Annotated in this window: 19 protein-coding genes and 1 tRNA gene; 10 read left to right on the top strand and 10 right to left on the bottom strand. The window is 61.0% G+C overall.

Annotation, left to right across the window (positions count from 1 at the left end):
- Positions 1–17: 17 nt before the first annotated feature.
- The 7 genes from AC1DLV_RS05830 (at position 18) to AC1DLV_RS05800 (ending at position 4,588) form a co-directional block, all read left to right on the top strand.
- On the top strand, positions 18–575 hold the full coding sequence (locus AC1DLV_RS05830; protein WP_476836127.1) for a ubiquinol-cytochrome C chaperone family protein: 558 nt from the start codon (positions 18–20) through the stop codon (positions 573–575).
- Positions 572–1,126, top strand: coding sequence for a YceD family protein (locus AC1DLV_RS05825; protein WP_476798620.1), 555 nt, complete (start codon positions 572–574; stop codon positions 1,124–1,126). Before AC1DLV_RS05830 ends, AC1DLV_RS05825 begins: the two co-directional genes overlap by 4 nt.
- A gap of 105 nt (positions 1,127–1,231) precedes the next feature.
- Positions 1,232–2,299 (top strand): phosphate acyltransferase PlsX, encoded by a 1,068-nt coding sequence (plsX, locus tag AC1DLV_RS05820; protein ID WP_476798619.1) that lies wholly within the window; start codon positions 1,232–1,234, stop codon positions 2,297–2,299.
- Positions 2,300–2,311: 12 nt separating this feature from the next.
- Entirely contained in the window at positions 2,312–3,283 is a 972-nt protein-coding gene (locus tag AC1DLV_RS05815; protein ID WP_476798618.1) for a beta-ketoacyl-ACP synthase III, read from the top strand.
- Between the two features lie 128 nt (positions 3,284–3,411).
- On the top strand, positions 3,412–3,735 hold the full coding sequence (locus tag AC1DLV_RS05810; protein WP_055971437.1) for an integration host factor subunit alpha: 324 nt from the start codon (positions 3,412–3,414) through the stop codon (positions 3,733–3,735).
- Positions 3,736–3,848: 113 nt separating this feature from the next.
- Positions 3,849–4,388 (top strand): MerR family transcriptional regulator, encoded by a 540-nt coding sequence (locus tag AC1DLV_RS05805; protein ID WP_476798616.1) that lies wholly within the window; start codon positions 3,849–3,851, stop codon positions 4,386–4,388.
- 123 nt (positions 4,389–4,511) lie between these two features.
- A tRNA-Pro gene (locus AC1DLV_RS05800) sits at positions 4,512–4,588 on the top strand.
- A gap of 174 nt (positions 4,589–4,762) precedes the next feature.
- Here the strand turns inward: AC1DLV_RS05800 and AC1DLV_RS05795 are convergent.
- From AC1DLV_RS05795 to AC1DLV_RS05770, 6 genes are all read right to left on the bottom strand, one after another.
- A complete protein-coding gene (locus AC1DLV_RS05795; protein WP_476798615.1) occupies positions 4,763–5,014 on the bottom strand; it encodes a DUF1344 domain-containing protein in 252 nt (83 codons plus the stop codon).
- A gap of 426 nt (positions 5,015–5,440) precedes the next feature.
- Positions 5,441–5,686 carry a DUF1344 domain-containing protein gene (locus AC1DLV_RS05790; RefSeq protein ID WP_476798614.1) on the bottom strand — a complete coding sequence of 82 codons (246 nt, stop codon included), beginning with the start codon at positions 5,684–5,686 and terminating at the stop codon, positions 5,441–5,443.
- Between the two features lie 210 nt (positions 5,687–5,896).
- A complete protein-coding gene (locus tag AC1DLV_RS05785; RefSeq protein WP_476798613.1) occupies positions 5,897–7,135 on the bottom strand; it encodes an O-antigen ligase family protein in 1,239 nt (412 codons plus the stop codon).
- The gene (locus AC1DLV_RS05780; protein WP_476798612.1) at positions 7,132–8,667 is read right to left on the bottom strand and encodes an undecaprenyl-phosphate glucose phosphotransferase; all 1,536 of its coding nucleotides are present in this window, start codon (positions 8,665–8,667) and stop codon (positions 7,132–7,134) included. The genes AC1DLV_RS05785 and AC1DLV_RS05780 overlap by 4 nt, the downstream gene beginning before the upstream one ends.
- A 99-nt stretch (positions 8,668–8,766) precedes the next feature.
- A complete protein-coding gene (locus tag AC1DLV_RS05775) occupies positions 8,767–9,909 on the bottom strand; it encodes a glycosyltransferase family 4 protein (protein ID WP_476798894.1) in 1,143 nt (380 codons plus the stop codon).
- Positions 9,910–9,924: 15 nt separating this feature from the next.
- Entirely contained in the window at positions 9,925–10,491 is a 567-nt protein-coding gene (locus tag AC1DLV_RS05770) for a polysaccharide biosynthesis/export family protein (protein WP_476798611.1), read from the bottom strand.
- Positions 10,492–10,692: 201 nt separating this feature from the next.
- On the opposite strand from AC1DLV_RS05770, the gene AC1DLV_RS05765 reads away from it, so the two are divergent.
- On the top strand, positions 10,693–12,894 hold the full coding sequence (locus tag AC1DLV_RS05765; protein ID WP_476798610.1) for a GumC family protein: 2,202 nt from the start codon (positions 10,693–10,695) through the stop codon (positions 12,892–12,894).
- Between the two features lie 105 nt (positions 12,895–12,999).
- Here the strand turns inward: AC1DLV_RS05765 and AC1DLV_RS05760 are convergent, their stop codons facing one another.
- Positions 13,000–14,199: a GNAT family N-acetyltransferase gene (locus tag AC1DLV_RS05760; RefSeq protein ID WP_476798609.1), complete on the bottom strand. Its 1,200-nt coding sequence runs from the start codon at positions 14,197–14,199 to the stop codon at positions 13,000–13,002.
- Positions 14,200–14,287: 88 nt separating this feature from the next.
- Here AC1DLV_RS05760 and AC1DLV_RS05755 point away from each other — a divergent pair, with 88 nt between their 5' ends.
- Positions 14,288–15,337, top strand: coding sequence for a polysaccharide deacetylase family protein (locus tag AC1DLV_RS05755; RefSeq protein ID WP_476798608.1), 1,050 nt, complete (start codon positions 14,288–14,290; stop codon positions 15,335–15,337).
- Here the strand turns inward: AC1DLV_RS05755 and AC1DLV_RS05750 are convergent.
- Complete coding sequence (locus tag AC1DLV_RS05750) at positions 15,334–15,552, bottom strand: DUF2842 domain-containing protein (RefSeq protein WP_476798607.1); 219 nt, start codon at positions 15,550–15,552, stop codon at positions 15,334–15,336. The genes AC1DLV_RS05755 and AC1DLV_RS05750 overlap by 4 nt on opposite strands.
- A gap of 168 nt (positions 15,553–15,720) precedes the next feature.
- Here AC1DLV_RS05750 and AC1DLV_RS05745 point away from each other — a divergent pair, with 168 nt between their 5' ends.
- On the top strand, positions 15,721–16,815 hold the full coding sequence (locus tag AC1DLV_RS05745; RefSeq protein ID WP_476798606.1) for a COX15/CtaA family protein: 1,095 nt from the start codon (positions 15,721–15,723) through the stop codon (positions 16,813–16,815).
- On the opposite strand, the gene AC1DLV_RS05740 is transcribed toward AC1DLV_RS05745, so the two are convergent.
- A complete protein-coding gene (locus AC1DLV_RS05740) occupies positions 16,805–17,659 on the bottom strand; it encodes an aminoglycoside phosphotransferase family protein (RefSeq protein WP_476798605.1) in 855 nt (284 codons plus the stop codon). The genes AC1DLV_RS05745 and AC1DLV_RS05740 overlap by 11 nt on opposite strands.
- A gap of 1 nt (position 17,660) precedes the next feature.
- Positions 17,661–18,593, bottom strand: a complete 933-nt coding sequence (gene argC / locus AC1DLV_RS05735; RefSeq protein ID WP_476798604.1) for an N-acetyl-gamma-glutamyl-phosphate reductase — start codon at positions 18,591–18,593, stop codon at positions 17,661–17,663.
- Positions 18,594–18,642 lie beyond the last annotated feature (49 nt).

Below are 18,642 nucleotides of genomic sequence, written 5' to 3'. Positions count from 1 at the left end.
CGGGAGACCGCCCTCAAATGTTCCAGCGTCTGTTTGGGCGTCACCGCCAAGCCAATCGCGCCATCACCGAGGCGCTCTATACACGAATCGTGGCAGCCGCGCGGCAGGAGCCATTTTATTCGGCGTGGAACGTGCCTGACACGCCGCTTGGCCGTTTCGAGATGCTTTCGCTACATATGTTTCTGTTCCTGCACCGCCTGCGCGGCGAGGCCGGCGCTCCGGCTGAGATCGCGCAATTGCTGATCGACGAATTCTTCCTCGACGTCGACCATTCGCTGCGCGAGCTGGGAATCAGCGATGTCGGCGTGCCCAAGCGCATGAAAAAGCTGGCGAAAATGTTCTACGGCCGCACTGAATCCTACAAGGATGCGCTCGAACGTGACGATCACGCAGCGTTTGCCGCAGCCCTTCTACGCAATGTTCGCCCTGACGTGAAAGAATGGCCGGAAGCCGCGGCCCTTGCCGAATACGTCTTTGCGGCGAATCGCACCCTTGCCGCCCAGCCTTCGGAAGACATATGTGCCGGCAAACTGACTTATCCGGTGCCCCATGCGCCTGAAGGAGGCCACCCATGAAGCTCGTCGAAACCTCAAGCCCGGTTTCCTTCCTGGTAAACGTCTCGAGAATGCCGCAGCGAGGCATGTCGGCAGTCGTCGATGCCGACGCAGCCCAGCGCGCAGCCCTTGCGGAGGCTCATGGCCTGTTGTCGGTCGAGCGCTACAAGGCAGATCTCGTCGTCACCAAGTGGAAGCGTAACGGCATCAAGGTCAGCGGCCGGGTCAAGGCCCAGATCACTCAGGCTTGCATCGTCACTCTCGAACCGGTCGAAGCGACCATCGATGCTGACGTCGAAGGCGTTTTCTTGCCCGAAGACTCCAAGCTCGCGAGGCAGGGCTTCAATGAGGCTGGCGAGATACTGCTCGACGCGGAAGGCCCCGACGCCCCCGAAACCTTCACCGGCGACACGATTGATGCGGGCGCTCTTGCCGAGGAGTTCTTTGGTCTTGCCATCGATCCATATCCGCGCAAGACAGGCGCTGCGATTGCCAGTGCCGACGACGGTGACATTGAGCCGGTCGAGAGCGAATTCCAGAAAAAGCTCCGTCTAATATCCAAGAAGCTTTGAAAACGCCCGCCGTTTCGCGTAATCCCGGTTGTGCGGTCATCGAGAACCGCTATTTTCGCCGGACTTTTGCGTGCCCTGCGACGCCAACAGTGAGATGACCGACGCGTGATCAAGATTTCCATTGATGCCATGGGTGGCGATCACGGTCCTTCCGTGATCATTCCCGCCTTGGCCAAGGTTGCCACGAGGCGCACCGACATTCGCTTCATCATCTACGGCCGCGAAGAAGTGGTCCGTCCTGAACTTGCCAAGCAGCCGCGGCTCGCTGCTGTCAGCGAGTTCGTCCATTGCGAGGTTTCCGTGCGCATGGACGACAAGCCGAGCCAGGCGCTGCGCCATGGCCGCTGGAAGTCGTCGATGTGGAAGGCCATCGAAGCGGTCAAGTCCGACACATCGGACGCTTGCGTCTCGGCCGGCAACACCGGCGCGCTGATGGCCATGTCGAAATTCTGCCTGCGCACCATGGCGACCATCGACCGTCCTGCGATTGCGGCCATCTGGCCGACGACGCGCGGCGAAAGCGTGGTGCTCGATGTCGGCGCCACCATCGGTGCCGATGCACACCAGCTTATCGATTTCGCTATTTTGGGCACCGGCATGGCGCGTGCGCTGTTCGGCATCGAGCGGCCCACCGTCGGCCTGCTCAATGTCGGTGTCGAAGAAATCAAGGGCCAAGAAGAGGTCAAGGAGGCCGGGCGCATGCTGCGCGAGGCCAACATGGCCTCGATGAACTATCAGGGCTTCGTCGAAGGCGACGACATCGGCAAGGGTGTGACGGACGTCGTCGTCACCGAGGGTTTTGCCGGCAACATCGCCCTCAAGACAGCCGAAGGCACCGCCCGCCAAATCGGCGGCTACCTGCGCGAGGCGATGAGCCGCACGCTGATGGCCAAGATCGGCTACATTTTTGCCAAGGGCGCGTTCGACCGCCTGCGAGAGAAGATGGATGTGCGCCGGGCCAATGGCGGCGTCTTTCTGGGCCTCAACGGCATCGTGGTAAAGAGCCACGGCGGCGCTGACGCAGATGGTTTCGCTGCCGCCGTCGAAATGGCCTATGATATGGTCCGCAACCGGCTGCTCGATCGCATCGAGGCCGACCTCGACCTTTTCCACGCACGCAATCCGCATGCTGCGATGGGGCGACCTGCCGCTGCGGTCGAAGATCAGGAATAGGATTTTTTCAAAGTGATCAGATCAGTTGTGCGCGGCATCGGTTCAGCGCTGCCCCGCCGCATCATGAAGAACGCCGATTTTGAAGGCATGGTCGAGACCTCGGACGAGTGGATCGCCCAGCGCACCGGTATCCGCCAGCGCCACATTGCCGCCGACGACGAAACCACGGCCTCGCTCGGCGAAGCAGCAGCGCGCGCAGCACTGGACAATGCCGGACTGACGCCTGACGACATCGACCTGATCGTTTTGGCGACATCGACGCCTAACAACACGTTTCCCGCCACCGCCGTTGAGATCCAGAACCGGCTCGGCATGCGCCACGGTTTTGCCTTCGACATGCAGGCTGTGTGCAGCGGCTTTGTCTATGCCGTCACCACCGCCGATCTCTACATCAAGGGCGGGCTCGCAAAGCGCGTATTGGTCATCGGCTCCGAGACCTTCTCGCGTATTCTCGACTGGTCCGATCGTTCGACCTGCGTCTTGTTCGGCGACGGCGCCGGCGCGCTCATTTTGGAGGCTGCTGAAGGGCAGGGGACCATCGCCGACCGCGGTGTTCTGGCAGCCAGCCTGCGTTCTGACGGCACCCACAAGGAAAAGCTCTATGTCGACGGCGGCCCGTCGACGACAGGCACCGTCGGCCATCTCAAGATGGAAGGCCGCGAGGTCTTCAAGCATGCGGTGGGCATGATCACCGACGTGATCGAGGACGTTTTTGCCCAGACCGGCATTTCCGCCGACGATCTCGACTGGTTCGTTCCCCACCAGGCCAACAAGCGCATCATCGACGCTTCGGCCAAGAAGCTCGGCATCCCCGAGGAAAAGGCCGTGGTCACGGTTCACCTCCATGGCAACACCTCGGCCGCCTCGGTGCCGCTGGCGCTTTCGGCTGCCGGTGCCGATGGCCGCATCAAGAAGGGCGACCTTGTGATGCTCGAGGCCATGGGCGGTGGCTTTACCTGGGGTGCCGTGCTCCTCAGGTGGTGATTTCATCGCGACAGCGCCCGAACGGCGTTCGCGAAAAGGTCATGGCATCGGTCCTTGACCTTGACGGATCAATTACTTAACCTCCGGCGCTCTTGCTAAATTGTTGTTTTTGAGGATGGGACCGTCGCATGGGGGGAAAGACACTTACGCGAGCCGATCTCGCTGAATCCGTTTACCGGAAAGTCGGTCTTTCCCGTACGGAGTCGGCGCAGTTGGTCGAAACGGTTCTCGACGAAATCTGCGAGGCAATCGTGCGCGGCGAGACGGTCAAATTGTCGTCTTTTGCCACGTTCCATGTCCGCGACAAGAACGAGCGCGTGGGCCGCAACCCCAAGACCGGCGAAGAAGTGCCGATCTTGCCGCGCCGGGTGATGACCTTCAAGGCGTCCAACGTGCTGAAGAGCCGTATCCTGCGCGCGCACCAGAACGGCAAGTCCAAGGCCGCCAAGTAACGATTTTTCCGCTCTAACCGGTTGATAGCCTGGTGCGTGATTCGCACCGGGCTTGAATGTTGTCGCGCAAACCGCTGAAATGAATCACGAATCGTTTTGCGAAAGTGGCGACCATGGACAAGAGCCCCGACGCCTTCCGCACCATCAGCGAAGTGGCCGAAGATCTAGACCTGCCGCAGCACGTGCTGCGCTTTTGGGAAACCCGCTTTACCCAGATCAAGCCGATGAAGCGTGGCGGCGGCCGACGCTACTACAGGCCGCAGGATGTCGAGCTGATCAAGGGCATCCGCCACATGCTCTACGAGCAGGGCTACACCATCAAGGGTGTGCAGAAGCTTCTGCGTGACAATGGCAACCAGTTCCTCGTCGCCATCGGCAGCGGCGATCTCAAGGCCGTCGAGGCGATTGCCCAGCGCAAGCAGGCAGAGGCGCCGCTGACACCTGCCGCACAGCCGCGCGCGGTCGACGAGGAAATGCTGGTGGGCGAGGCAAGGGCCAAGCCGAGCCGGCGCTTCTTTGGTCTCGGCAAGGGCGACGATGACGGTCCGGTCACCGCCGACTCAAGCAAGCTTTCCCGCGACAACCGCGCGCTGCTCCAGGAAGCGCTGTTTGACTTGCTCGAATGCAAGCGCCTGCTCGACCAGGTTCGTTAGGCGCCACGTTGCGCCTTTTGGCCCGTTGAAATCGCCCGCTAATTCGGAACGAAGAAGTTTGGCGGGAAAGCCGCGGAATAGGGTTGACCGAGACGGCATTATCACGATACATCGCGACCGGTCCGGAGTGTAGCGCAGCCCGGTAGCGCACTTGACTGGGGGTCAAGGGGTCGTCGGTTCGAATCCGGCCACTCCGACCATTTTATCCCTTCCCCTAAAAATATCGAAAATCGAACTGCCAGCCGGCAGCTTCGGCCGCCCGAGTTGGTCGTTCTTCCTGCAAAGTTGCTGCAACGAAAAACGCCACGGGCGCGGGGGCGCGTCCATGGCGTGATTTCTGTGGGCCGGGCGTGTCTACCGCCCCCGACGCTACATTACATGTAGGAGCCGACGAGCACGGAATCGATTTTTGTGCCGTTGTCATGCTCGGAGATCGCCACTTTCTGGCCTGGAGCTAGCTGAGGCGGGATCGCGACGTCGCGCGGAATGGTGTAGCTGTTGCCATTCGTCAGCGTGACGACGCGAACTGCGGGGTTGAACTTCGCAACGACGCCATCGATTTCGGTGGCAAACGCAGCGCCCGACATAAGGGTAAGTGTTGCGGCGGCAAGAATGATCTTTCTCATTTTAATCTCCTGTGTCTATTTATTCAAAGCATGGGGATTTTTTGGGAGGATCCATTGCTTTTGACTACAGAAGAACGCGTGGCAGAGGTCGTTGGTTACATCGCAGGCGGTAAACTCGATACACAAATCGTTCACGGTTTCTTGTGGGCTTCAGTCTGGATGCCGTAGGTCATCGAATGCGCGCATGGGATGACTCGGATGCATAAAGCCATGGGTGCCGGGCATCCATGGCTTTGCTGTTGGGGTAGGCATTCGATGGATGCACGGAGCGCCCGTGGGCTTGTAACAGCCTGTGCCCGTCGTAGCGGAGTGTTCGATCGCAGCATGCGAGCGTCGGCGCAAACCTTGGCCCTGGGCTTTAAAACGCGAAAAGCCATGGGCGGGAGGAGCCCATGGCTTTCGGTGTAGCGCGGTTTTGGTCGCGGCTTAGAGCGCGCGCAGCACGGACGTTACCTGATCGGCATCGTCGCTCTTGGTGTTGATGGAGACCTTGTCGCCAACCTGGACCTGCGGGAGGCCGATGTGACGCGGAATCGTATAGCTCTTGCCATTGTCAAGAGTAATTACACGAACGTCAGGATTGAACTTGGCAACAACGCCTTCTGAACCAGAAGCGAGAGCTGCGCCACTCATGAACGCAACAGCAGATACTGCGAGAATGAGCTTTTTCATTTTGGTAGTCCTTTCAATGTTTCGTAGCGAGGCGATTTTTATTTCGCTGTTTCGCTTACCACCATCAGATAGGCGCCTACCTTTCCGAATTCCATGGGCTGGACGGTCACTCTGATTCACAAAGCAGTCACGCCGAGTTGAGCCGGCAAAAGGGTGCCGGACCGTTCACAAAAGGATGGGGTTGTGCGCAACGCCTGTGGCGGTGCCGAGTCAGCTGGCGTAATACGCCATGGCCCGCTGATGACGGGCTTCCAGGGCTATCGAGCCCCAGATCAGGCCGAGCAGCAGGTAGAAGTGACGCCAATGGTCGGTATCGATCACTGAGCCAAGGGCGACATGGCCAAGGAAGACGACATAGGCGCACAGCAGATAGGGCTGCCACGGCCGGTCGCGCAGCAGGATCCGGAACCCGGCCGCGATCGTCCATACGATCAGCGTCAGATAGCTGGCGAAGCCGAGCCAGCCATAGTCCATCAAGGCCTTGAGCCAGATGTTATGCGTGTCTTCACCGTACATTTGGCCGAAGAGGAGAGGGCCGATGCCGAATGGTCTTTCCGTCGCCAATAGGAAGCCGATGCTGTAGCGCGCGAAACGGCCAAGGCGCGCGCCGTCATATTCCTGTACGAGCTGCGCACGCGAGGTGAAGAGCTCGGCGATGCTGGGGATCTGCAGGGCGACCAACAGCGCGAGAGTTAGGAAGGTCACGGCAGCTATGCTCATGACCACGATCCTGAGGCGGAACTTGCCGCTGTTGCTCTGGAGAAACAGGAAGCCGGTGAGCAGGATGGCGGCGGTGCCGAACAAGCCCCAGGCGCCGCGCGAGAAGGATAAGAAGATGCCGCCGGTGACGATGAGCAGCGGCACAGCGTAGATCGCCATCTTGAGCGGATTGCCGGTCAGCACACGATACAGCAGATAGATGCCGGGCAAAGCGAGGAATGGCCCGAACACGTTGGGATCCTGGAACGCACCTGCGGCGCGTTCGAATTTTGTGAACATCTCAGCACCAGGCACAGCGCCGAAATAGCCAAGGATGCCGAGCACCGAGGTGACGACGCCAGAAGTGACCCAGGACAGGAAAATGACCCGAAACAATCCCGGGTTGGCCTCGGTTACAGCAGCAAAGAAGACCGCGGTGAAGCCCAGGAACAACGACACCGCCAGATAGAGCGGTGTGCCCATCAGGTCCGACATCTGCGTCATGGCGATCATGCCGCCGATGTTGAACGTCACGATCAGCACGACCAGCGGGGTGATGGCGTGCGAAATGCGCAGGCCAAACAGTGACCAGACGGCAATCAGCCCGGCCATATAGAGCTCGTAGGGCGCCGGCTCGCGGAGGACAAAACCCGAAAGCAGCACGCCCAGCGCAACGGCGCCGGTAGAGATGAGCCCGATCAGCTTGGCGTTGATCGCGGCTCGCGGCAGCTCATAGGTGATCGCGCTCAATAGGCGTTTTCCGTATCAAGCAGGCGGATCGGGGTCAGGAACAGGATCTTGATGTCGAACCAGAGCGACCAGTTCTCGATATAATGAAGGTCGAACTCGGTGCGCTTGCGGATCTTCTCGTCGGTGTCCATCTCGCCGCGCCAGCCATTGATCTGCGCCCAGCCGGTGACGCCGGGCTTGACCTTGTGGCGCGCGAAGTAGCCGTCGACCACTTCATTGTAGAGCAGGTTGTGCGACTGGGCGGCCACCGCATGCGGTCGAGGGCCGACCAGCGACAGGCTGCCGAACAACGCATTGAAGAACTGCGGCAGTTCGTCGATCGACGTCTTGCGGATGATGCGGCCGACACGGGTGACGCGCGGGTCGTTCTTGGTGACGCTCTTGCGGGCCGTCGGATCGGACTGCTCCGCATACATCGAGCGGAACTTGTAGACCTCGATCACCTCGTTGTTGAAGCCGTGGCGCTTCTGCTTGAACAGCACCGGGCCCTTGCTGTCGAGCTTGATGGCGATGGCGGTAACCAGCATCACAGGCGAAAAGACGATGATGCCGAGCAGGCTGAACACGATGTCGAAGGCGCGCTTGGCGACCGAGTCCCAGTCGTTGATGGGCTTGTCGAAGATATCGAGCATCGGCACCGCGCCGATATAGGAATAAGAGCGCGGCCGGAACTGCAGCTGGTTGGAGTGCGCCGAAAGCCGGATATCCACCGGCAGCACCCACAGCTTCTTGAGCAGTTGCAGCACGCGCGTTTCCGCTGTCAGCGGCAGCGACACGATCAGCATGTCGATGCGCGCGATCCGGGCGAATTTCAGCAATTCGGACACGGTTCCGAGCTTCGGATAGCCAGCAACAATCGGCGGCGAGCGCTTGTCGTCGCGGTCGTCGAAGATGCCGCAGATGCGGATGTCGTTGTAGGGCTGCTGCTCGATCGAGCGGATCAGCATTTCTGCGGCCTTGCCGCCACCGACTATGACGGCGCGGCGTTCCATGCGTCCATTGCGCGCCCACAGGCGGATCACGCGTGCCATGATCAGGCGCAGGCCGATCAGCAATGTGAGCCCGGTCAGGAACCAGCCGCCGAACAGGAGACGCGAATATTCTGACGAAACCTTCATGAAGAAGGCTGCGAGGGCCATCAGCGCGAAGGCCGCCGCCCAGCACAAGGTGATCCGTCCGATGGTGGCGCCGGGCCGCATCAGCGACTGCAACTGATAGCAGTCCATGATTTCGAAGAACGCGACGGCCGCAAAGGACGCAGCCAGGATGACGAATGGATATTGCCAGCCGAGATGGCCGAGGAAGCCGACGTGATAGGCGTAGAGGGCGAGCCCAGAGATGAACAGAAGGCCGAACTCCGCGAGGCGCAAGGCACCGCTGACCATGACCGGGGACATGGTGTCGCGCCGATATTGTGCAGCCACCTCCTGGGCGACGCTGCTGAGCTTGGCGGCATCGGACTTTTTTCCGTCGCCGCTAGCCGCCTTGACGGCTTCCGCACTGAAGCGGCGCTTTGGGTCGAAATTGGTCATTGTCGTCGTCGATCTGTCACCGGTCGCCGGATTGCCAGTTTGACATATCAACGATGAGCTAAGAAACCCTTGAACAGGGTGGGGGCCTTCAAATCGTGTTCAGCCGCCTCTTGGTGCCAGCGCTGCGAAGTATGCTTTTTCGACATCGCGAGCCATCACCGCCACGCCAAAACGTGATTTCAAGGTGCAGATGTCCGGCATCAATGCCGCGTAGCCGGCAGGCGATTTCAAGGCGGCGAGCATTTTCTGACTGATCTCGCCAGCGTCGGGACTTACCAGGGCAAGCGAGGCCGATCCCAGAATTTCGGGAATACCGCCAACAGCCGTTGCCACGATCGGCTTGCCGGCGGCAAGCGTCTCCAGAACGATGTAAGGCATGGCTTCTGCGCGCGACGGAACGACAACGACGTGGGCGAGGCCAAAGGCCTCACGCGCCGGCATCGGGGCCATGAAACGCACGTTGCTGGCAAGGTCCAGCCTCTTTACCTGCGCGTGATAGCGCGGCAGATCCTCGCCGTCGCCAACCATCACGGCCGTCACTTCGCGACCAAGAGTTTGCCGCGCCTTGTCCAGTGCATCGATGAAGAGGTCGGGTCCCTTCAGGTCGCGCATCATGCCGATATAGAGAAAGTCGGCGGCGTCGGGTTGCGAAAGCACCCGTTCGAACTCCGCATCGCGCAAGCCATTGTAGACGAGGCTGTTTGACACGCGCGGCTCGCCGACCTTGCGGATGAACGTGCGCCGTTCGTAGTCGGAGACGAAAAGCAGGGAGTCGGTGAAGCGTTCCATCAGGCGTTCGAGCCCGAAGAACAGCTTTCCGGTCGCTGTGGTTTCGTCATAGTGCAGGGAACCGCCATGCGGTGAGTAGACGCGGGCCACGCAATACCTTGAAACCCGCAACAGTGAGCCGAACGCACGTGCATAAACGCCACCCTTGGCGCCATGCCCGTGCAGCACATCCGGCCGCAATTCCTTGATGATCTTGTAGGTGCGCCAGCCCGAAGCGATATCGCCGGGGCCAATATGGCGCTGCATCGACGTACGTCTGATGCCAAGCGCCAGCATCGGCCTGATCGCTTCGAACAGACGCTCTTCATGTTCGCCGCCGGTGGTCGAGTCGCAGATGATGCCGACCTGATGGCCAGCGGCCACCTGTGCTTCCGTCAAATCACGCACATGCCTGAAGATGCCGCCGACCGGCGACCTGAAGCAGTGGACGATCCGGAGTTTGCGGGGCGCTATCTGCTGCACGGCGTCTTAGAACAGTCGCTCGCGGACGTAGATCGTGTCGCCGGGCAGCAGAGGATCGGTTGTCAGCACGCGACCGGTCATCACCTTGCCGTTGATGTCGCGGGTGATGTCGACATTGCCCTGGTTGGCACGGGCGCTGTAGCCGCCGGCCATCGCCACTGCCTTCTGTACGGTCAGGCCTGGAACATAGGAATACTGCCCCGCGGCACCCACTTCGCCCATGACGAAGATCGGACGGTAGCGATCGACCTCGACCGAAACATCCGGGTCGCGCAGGTAGCCTTGGCGCAGCTTGGCGGCCAGGGCCTTTTCGACTTCCTGGGCGGTGTAGCCGCGGGCAGGAACGCCGCCGACGAGCGGGAAGGAGATATAGCCCGACTGGTCGACACTATAGGTATTGGTCAGGCCTTCTTGTTCGAAGACGGTGACGCGGATGCGGTCGCCGGCGCCGAGACGATAGGGCTGGTCGAGCACTTCATGAAAGGCAGCAGGCGCGGGGCGATAGCTCGAGCAGCCGCTGACGATCAGCATGGCCGCGAGTAGCGCATGGCAAAAGGGAAGGGAGCTTTTCATTTCGGCAGACACACCTTCGACTGCTTGCCGCCACGCTGCGGGATATCGGTTCGCGACTGTTATCGTCTTGTTAGGGTTAATGCTCGGTAAAGGGAGGCGTCATCTTGCGCGCACCAGGTCGAGCGTTGCGTAGCGATGTTAACACCTGGGTTACCATGTTTGTTTACCGTGCAGTCTGCTCAGCCTCGGAGTAGGAATTGCATGTCTGGCGTCCAATCCACTGCCGGTGATGTCGATGTCGATCTCGGCCAGCTCTTCGCCAGTCTTGCGAGGAACTGGTTGCGCCTGGTGCTGTTTTCCGTGGCGGTCGCCGGCCTGGCCTTTGTGCTCGCCTCTCTGGCGACGCCTCAATACCGCGCCGAGACGCGCCTGCTGATTGAAACGCGCGAGTCCGTTTTCACACGCCCTGACGGTAGTGCCGGCAACGAGGCGCCAGTCCTCGACGAGGAGGGGGTCACTAGCCAGGTCGAGGTCATCGGCTCAACCGATATCCTCAAGCAGGTCGCCAAGAAGCTCGATCTGGCCAGCCGGCCGGAATTTGACGCCGCATCTGAAATGTCGACGATTTCGCGTCTTCTGGTGATTGCCGGCCTCAAGAGCGATCCGAACGAGCTGCCTCCTGAAGAACGTGTGCTCAAGGCGTTCCGCGAAAAGCTGACCATCTATCGCGTTGAAAGATCGCGCGTCATCGTTATCCAGTTCTCTTCGGCGGATCCAAAGCTTGCGGCAGCCGTGCCGAATGCGATTGCCGAGGTCTATCTCGACTTCCAGCGCAGCTCCAAGCTCGAGTCGAGCACCGAGGCGACCGATTGGTTGAAGCCCGAAATCGCCGATTTGAACAAGCGCGTCAAAGATGCCGAAGCGCGCGTTGCAAGCTTCCGGTCGCAGTCCGACCTGTTGGTCGGCCAGAACAACTCGGCCCTTGCCACCCAGCAGCTTTCCGAACTCTCCAGCGAATTGTCGCGCGTTCGTGCCAACCGCGCCGCCGCCGAAGCAACTGCGCAGAGTGTACGCCAGGCGTTGAAAAGCGGCGGTTCGATCGACGCGGTGCCAGAGGTCCTGTCCTCTGGCCTCATCCAGCGTCTGCGCGAACGCCAGATCCAATTGCGAAACGACATCGCAGATCTGTCGACGACCTTGCTTCCCAACCATCCGCGCATCAAGGCGCTCAATTCCCAACTCGCCGACCTGAATGTGCAGATCCGTGCCCAGGCCGAAAAGGTTCTGGCGGGGCTGGTCAATGAAGCCGCGAGTGCTGATCTTCGCGAAAAGCAGCTGGTTGCCGACCTCAATAGGCTGAAGGTCGAATCAGGACGCGTGTCGGAAGAAGAAGTTGAACTTCGTGCGCTGGAACGCGAAGCCGCCGCGCAGCGCGCATTGCTCGAATCCTATCTCACCCGCTACCGCGAGGCCGCCTCGCGCCAGGATCGCAACTATCTGCCGGTGGACGCCCGCGTCTTTTCGAGCGCGATCGTGCCGTCTGAATCCTATTTTCCGAAGATTGTCCCCATTGTCGGCGCGGCATTCGTCGGCTCGCTGTTGTTGATGGCGATCTTCACACTGCTACAGGAGCTTTTTTCCGGCCGTGCCATGCGCCCGGCGGCGGGTTCCCGCGTCACGCCAGTCACCCAGGTGGCGATGCCTGTCCGTCGCGTGGCAAGCCTGTCGGACGAGGAGACACATCGTCAGTGGGATAACGCCGAAGGACAGGCCGTTGCGGCTGACCTTGCCGACTACGATCCCGAGGAGCAGTCGGTTGCCGCCCAAGAGGAGCTAGGCGTATCGGCACCAATGCCCCCGGTTGCCCATGCCGGTGTCAGCATCGAAACGGCGGCCGAAAGGTTGATCGCCGGCGGTGCGGCTCGTGCCATCTTCATTTCGCCCGAGGGCGACGATGCGGCGGCGACAGCAGTGCTTGTCGCACGCGAAGTGGCCGATACAGGCCTGCGCGTTTTGTTGCTCGACCTGACCGCCACAGGTGCTGCATCGCGGCCGATGCTCGATGGCGGCCGCTATCCCGGCATTACCAATCTTCTTGCTTCAGAAGCCCAGTTCACCGACGTCATCCGCGCCGACCATTATTCGGATTGCGATGTCATGCCGGTCGGTACGGCCGATCCTGCACGCGCCATGCGCGCTGCCGACCGCCTGCCGATCATCATGGAATCGCTGACGACTGCCTATGATCTGGTGGTGGTCGAGTGCGGACCGGCCGATGCCGACGAGATCAGGCGCCTTGTCGGCGATGGCACGGAAGTGCTTGTCAGCTTCCTTCGCCATGACGACGAGATCGCCGATGCGGCCGAAGGCCTGCGCGCGGGCGGCTACCAGGATGTCATCCTTGTGACCCCGGTGGGCCATGAGTTGCCGACGACACCGCAGCCGACGCGTTCGGCCGCCTAGCGCATCGGCCCGAAAATCGGAATCGATTTTCGGAAAGCACGATGCGTAGGTTCAAAGACTTAGAGCGTCCTTTGTGCGTCCATTCGGACGCACGGCGCTCTAGGGTCAATCGTCCTCGACTGGCGCGGCCTTGCCGCGCACGCCGGACCTCAGCCGCTTGACCAGAGCCCATAGCGTGGCGTTGTTTTTGATCGCGCCCTTGACGCGCGACGTCGATCGCAGGCCAAGCGCGTAGAGGCGGCCCTTTGCCGTCAATGGCACCAGCACATCGGCGTGTTGGATCTCGATATCGCACCAATGACGCTTGTAGGGCTCGTCGCCGACGCTGAAATCGTAGACAGCGAACCCTTGGTGGCAGGCCTCGGAAATGTTGTCGAAGAACAGGTATTCGCCCGGGCTGGCATAGGCCAGTTCGTCGTCGGCGATGGCCCCGAATTCGCAAATCAGGCGGCCACCGGCCCGGCTCGAGCCGGTGACCGCGCGGTATTTGCCTGCGACCTCCAGCCCATGCAGCACAAAGGACGGCTTGTCATGCTGCAGGGCATCGACGAAAAGTTTGCGGAAGAAGCTGCGTATCTCTGCGTCGGCAAATACGTCGGTGATGCCCATCGCGCCAAATCGCTGCTGTTTCATGGCGAAGAAGGCGTCGAGCATTGCGTTTGCGTCGGCGGCCGTGGTGGCCACTGTCCGCCGTGCACCGCCAACGGCCTCGTATTTCCGCTCCTGGCTGCGATGCCGCTTGCGCTTCTTCTTGCCGTTGGTGCGGGTGAGAACCGCTTCGAAGCCGCCATCCAGATTGACTGCGAGCGCCACATTCGGGCTCGGTGCGGAGCCCAACTTGAGCAGCGGGTTGGGTAAATTGTTGAATTCGGCAATCAGGCGGTCGAACGCTACAAGATCTACATCCGGACGAGCTTGCCTGATCGAGCCGACAAGCGCGTCGATGTCATGTGTGTTTGCTGTTTCCAGCCAATTCCTGTCCACTGCTGGAAAATTGCCGTTGGCGTGTGTGCCGCCCAAGAAACGTGCGATGCGGAACGGTCCTTCGCGACTGACTTCAAGCGCGACAGCGAGCACAGGCCGCCCTTTGGTGATCAAGGTCGCAATGATCGCGTCGGGCTTGTTGGTGTCGGTCCAGGCGGATACCCATTCTGGGCTCTGCGCCGGTGCGTAGATGTCGGTGAAGCTCCCGTAGGCGTCGAGGACTTCGCTTGAGAGCGGAAAGGCAACAGCCGTTGCCGTGTCGCCGAAATCTGCAGCCGGACGCAAGGCGCTGTTTTTCTTGGCGGCAGTGGCGTCAACCATACTTCAATCCTTGCCGGTTATTGATCGGCACCTGGAGCAGTCCTCGGCATGCTCGATGCGACCAAGCCTAAGTGCCAAAGGTGAAGGAATGATCGACGTAGCCCGAAAGCTGGCCTTCCTGCTCATCGGATATGGCGGTCTGAGCGCACTTGCCAGGCCGCTGGTCGGCAGCGTCGGCGCGATCCTCATGCTTCATCGCGTGACCGCGTTTCTCGAACGTCCGGAAAGCCCGAACCGCCACCTCAGCGTAACACCGCTCTTTCTCGATGCGCTGCTCGGCGAGATGAAGCGCATGGGCTATGCCTTCGTGACGATGGACGAGGCCGTGGCGCGTTTGCGCATGGCCGCAAAGGGCGGACTGTTTGTAGCATTAACCGCCGACGACGCTTATCGCGACAACCTGACCGAGGCTCTCCCGGTTTTGGAAAAGCATTCCGCGCCCATTGCGATCTATGTCGCGCCGGGCCTGACGGGCGGCGAGGTTGATCTATGGTGGGAAGTTCTCGATGACATAGTCGAGGCGGGCAGGTCGCTTTCGATTGCCATGCCGGGCGGCGAACTGAAGCTCGATTGTTCGACGCCGGAAGGTCGCTCTGAAGCGTTCCGGCGCCTGGCCGACCACATCACCAGCGAGGTGCGGGAAGAAGATCAGCGTACGGTCTTGCGCGGCTGGGCCGGCATGGCGGGCGTCGATGCTTCCGCCCCCAACCGCAAGCTTTTGATGGATTGGAACGAGGTCAGGCGCTGCGCCGCGCATCCGCTGGTGACCATCGGTGCGCATACGGTCCATCATTACAATCTCAGGCGGCTGGGCAAGGAAGCAGCACTGCGCGAGATGTATCGTTCGCGCGACATGATCGAGGCCGAGCTTGGCCGCGCGCCGCGCCATTTCGCCTATCCCTATGGCTATGCGGCGGCGGTGGGCTTGCGCGAAACCGAACTCGCGCGTGAGGCTGGCTATGTCTCGGCCGTGACCACACGCCACGGCGTGCTTCGGCCCGAACATGCTGGCAGCCTGCACGCGCTGCCGCGTCTTTCTGTCAATGGGCGTCACCAGGAACTGACGGCGATGCGAGCCATGCTGTCAGGCGCGACGACCCTGATGTCAAATCGCGGCCGTCGTCTCGTGACTGTCTAGGATTTGGCTGATTTGGGCGGCTTGACCATCCATTTGATGATCCACATCGCCGGCAGGATCCAGAGCAGGCCGCTGAAGAAGAAGAAGGCCAGGTGCACGACGGGGCCGGACTGGGAAAGCTGCGCGACCGCCACCATGGTTGCAATCAGCGCGTACACGATCACCAGCAGCACCAGCAGCACGGTTCCGATCAGCTTCTTGACGCGAACTGGCATTTCTTGATCCTTTATCCAGGCTTCGCATAGTCGCTCCGGCCAGCCGACGCAACCGCCGAGGATACGCCGCTATGCGGCGCGACTGCGTGTCGCGTGGGTCGAACTTGCCAGCGAAGCCGCTATGGTCCACCAGTCCGGCGAGTTTCGAACGAGCCGGGAACGATTGTCATGTCCGCGATGACCAACACTGCTGCACCGCTTGCTCAACGTGACAGGGAACTGCACAACCGGGCGCTCGTTCGCGGCTGGCTCTACATTGTGCTGCTGGTTCTGTTCGCGCTGGTCATGGTCGGCGGTGCCACGCGCATGACTGGTTCTGGCCTCTCCATCACCGAATGGAAGCCGATCCATGGCGTCATCCCGCCGCTCAATCAGGCGGAATGGCAGGAAGAGTTCGAAAAATATCAGCAGATCCCGCAATATGAGCAGGTCAACAAGGGCATGACCGTTGACGAGTTCAAGGGTATCTTCTGGTGGGAATGGGCGCACCGGTTGCTCGCCCGTGGTGTCGGTTTCCTTGTCGCCATTCCACTTGCCTTTTTCTGGCTCACAGGCCGTCTCGAACGCCGGCTCAAGCCGCGTTTGGTAGGTTTGCTGGCGCTCGGCGGTCTGCAAGGCTTCATCGGCTGGTGGATGGTCGCTTCGGGGCTGTCGGAACGCGTCTCGGTCAGCCAGTACCGCCTGGCAATCCACCTGACTTTTGCCTGTATCATCGTCACGGCGGTCGCTTACATCGCACGTGGGCTAGCGACCTACTCGCAAGCGCCGGCCAATCGCCAGGTCCAGCGTTTTTCGGGCATCATGGTGCTGCTGGTGCTGTTTCAGATCTATCTCGGGGCGTTGGTCGCCGGTCTCCATGCCGGCCTTTCCTACAACACCTGGCCGCTGATGGATGGCGCCATCATTCCGGGCGATCTGTTGGTCATCGAGCCTGTGTGGCGCAACTTCTTCGAAAGCCCCAAGACCGTACAGTTCATCCACCGCATGTTCGCCTACACCGTGCTGGTGGTTGCACTTTGGCATGCCTTATCGACCATGCGGGCAGCGCCCAAGACGACGCATGCGCGCCGGGCCTGGATGCTGGTGGTCTTGATCCTTGGTCAGGCGGCCATTGGCGTTGGCACATTGCTGATGCAGGCGCATATGCATTGGGCGCTGCTGCACCAGGGCTTTGCGCTGATCGTGCTGATCTTCGCCACCGCCCATTGGCGCGGCACCAAGGGTGCTTATCCCTTGGAAAACGACGTCGAGATCAGAAGCTAGTCCGCACGTCGCGGACTGCGGCGACCACGGCGAGTTCGCTGTTTTCGTCGGCGTCATTGCTGTCTTCGGCATGCCACGATGCCGAGAGGCAGCCCCAGGCGATGGCATGATCAAGGATCGCGTCAGGCCGCTGTCCGAGCGTCTTGGCGAAAATCTCCGCCATATATGCGATGCGCTCCGGCTCGATGCAGAGATCGGCCTGGCGATCGAGCGGATTGTAAAAGAAATTCGCGGCGTCGAATCCTGGATCGCCCACGATGCCCTTGGGGTCGATCACCAGCCAGCCGCGTTCGCCGCGCAGGACATTGTCGTGGTGCAGGTCACCATGCAGCACGCGCAGTTCGTGCGGGTTTGACAGCAGGCGTTCCGCAATGACCGCAGCCTCTGTATACACACTTTCCAGTCCTGCGTTACGATCGAGCTCAGCCTTCTTGAAAAGACTGGAAAAACGCTCCCGCAACGGCTGCAAGTCGGCAGGAGGAGGGGTGTTGGAGGGCGAAAGCAGCTTGGCCATCACCGCATTGGCGATGTCGGTCGCGTGCCTGTCGCCACGCTCGTTCAGTTCATCGACAAGCAGTCGGTCGCCGGCATATTCGAGCAGCATGTTGTGCCCCTCGAAGCCAAGCAGCCGGATTGCGCCCACGCCATCGCGCCAAGACAGATAATGCGCGCCGCGAAGCTCGTCGGCGACATCGTCGAACGGCTTGAGCGCCTTGACCACGGCAGGGCTGCCGTCTGCCAGCCGCACCTTCCAGATGCGGCTGGAGAATGTTTCAGCAATGAGGTCGGGATCGCTGACATTCCAATAATCTGGCCAGCGGCCTGGAACGGCAGCTTGATCCACCCTAGTGCTTGAGCCCGAGCATCAGGTCCATATTCTGGACCGCGGCGCCTGAGGCGCCCTTTCCGAGGTTGTCGTAGACAGCGATCAGCAATGCCTGCGCGCGGCTGTCATTGGCGCTGACATAGAGCTTCATCTTGTTGGTGCCGTTGAAGACCTCGGGCTGGATGTCGTCGCTGCGCTCGAAGTCGATGAGCGGCGCGACCTCGATCACACCGCCCTTGAGGCCTGCATAGTGGTCGGCGAGTGCCGCGTGCAATTCCGCACCGGTCGGCACCTTGGCAAGACGGCCCAGTTGCAGCGGAACCACGGTGATCATGCCCTGCGCGAAATTGCCAACGGCCGGTTGCATGATCGGATCGTGCGCGAGCTTGGCGTAGGTGCGCAGTTCAGGCACGTGCTTGTGCTTGAGCATAAGGCCATAGGGCAGGAATTCGGGCGAATCCTCGCCCTGCGCCTCGTAATCTTCGATCATCTGGCGGCCGCCGCCGGAATAGCCCGAGATACCGTTGACGGTAACAGGGAAGTCCGCCGGCAGAAGCCCTGCGGTGACGAGCGGCCGCAGGCCGGCTATCGGCCCCTGTGGCCAGCAGCCGGGGTTGGCGACGCGCTTCGATGCCGCGATCGCCTTCATCTGCGCTTCGTCCATTTCCGGAAAGCCGTAGGTCCAGCCGTCTGCCACGCGGTGCGCGGTCGAAGCGTCGATGACGCGGGTGGTGTTGTTTTCGATCAGTGCGACGCTCTCGCGCGCCGCATCGTCGGGCAGGCACAGGATCGCCACATCGGCCGCGTTGAGGAATTCGGCGCGCGCCGCCAGTTCCTTGCGGCGCTCGACAGGCACCGAAATGACTTCGAGGTCATGGCGCCCGGCGAGCAGCGCCCTGATCTGCAGACCGGTGGTGCCGTGTTCGCCGTCGATGAAGATTTTCGGTTTCATGTCTGTCGTTCCGTCGAAAGTTTTAGCATTTCATAAGCTTATGGCCGGA

This window comes from Aminobacter sp. 01T433 (assembly GCF_056398585.1).
The sequence above is the reverse complement of the archived record's forward strand: the minus strand, read 5'-3'. Positions and strand labels throughout refer to the sequence as shown.

What these genes read in the sequence shown, in the direction of transcription:
- AC1DLV_RS05810 (WP_055971437.1), top strand. Translation starts at nt 3,412, where the DNA reads ATGGGGGGAAAGACACTTACGCGAGCCGATCTCGCTGAATCCGTTTAC.
- AC1DLV_RS05745 (WP_476798606.1), top strand. Translation starts at nt 15,721, where the DNA reads ATGTCCGCGATGACCAACACTGCTGCACCGCTTGCTCAACGTGACAGG.
- argC (WP_476798604.1), bottom strand. Translation starts at nt 18,593, where the DNA reads ATGAAACCGAAAATCTTCATCGACGGCGAACACGGCACCACCGGTCTG.
- AC1DLV_RS05795 (WP_476798615.1), bottom strand. Translation starts at nt 5,014, where the DNA reads ATGAGAAAGATCATTCTTGCCGCCGCAACACTTACCCTTATGTCGGGC.
- AC1DLV_RS05750 (WP_476798607.1), bottom strand. Translation starts at nt 15,552, where the DNA reads ATGCCAGTTCGCGTCAAGAAGCTGATCGGAACCGTGCTGCTGGTGCTG.
- AC1DLV_RS05765 (WP_476798610.1), top strand. Translation starts at nt 10,693, where the DNA reads ATGTCTGGCGTCCAATCCACTGCCGGTGATGTCGATGTCGATCTCGGC.
- AC1DLV_RS05805 (WP_476798616.1), top strand. Translation starts at nt 3,849, where the DNA reads ATGGACAAGAGCCCCGACGCCTTCCGCACCATCAGCGAAGTGGCCGAA.
- AC1DLV_RS05770 (WP_476798611.1), bottom strand. Translation starts at nt 10,491, where the DNA reads ATGAAAAGCTCCCTTCCCTTTTGCCATGCGCTACTCGCGGCCATGCTG.
- AC1DLV_RS05790 (WP_476798614.1), bottom strand. Translation starts at nt 5,686, where the DNA reads ATGAAAAAGCTCATTCTCGCAGTATCTGCTGTTGCGTTCATGAGTGGC.
- AC1DLV_RS05825 (WP_476798620.1), top strand. Translation starts at nt 572, where the DNA reads ATGAAGCTCGTCGAAACCTCAAGCCCGGTTTCCTTCCTGGTAAACGTC.
- AC1DLV_RS05760 (WP_476798609.1), bottom strand. Translation starts at nt 14,199, where the DNA reads ATGGTTGACGCCACTGCCGCCAAGAAAAACAGCGCCTTGCGTCCGGCT.
- AC1DLV_RS05780 (WP_476798612.1), bottom strand. Translation starts at nt 8,667, where the DNA reads ATGACCAATTTCGACCCAAAGCGCCGCTTCAGTGCGGAAGCCGTCAAG.
- AC1DLV_RS05755 (WP_476798608.1), top strand. Translation starts at nt 14,288, where the DNA reads ATGATCGACGTAGCCCGAAAGCTGGCCTTCCTGCTCATCGGATATGGC.
- AC1DLV_RS05830 (WP_476836127.1), top strand. Translation starts at nt 18, where the DNA reads ATGTTCCAGCGTCTGTTTGGGCGTCACCGCCAAGCCAATCGCGCCATC.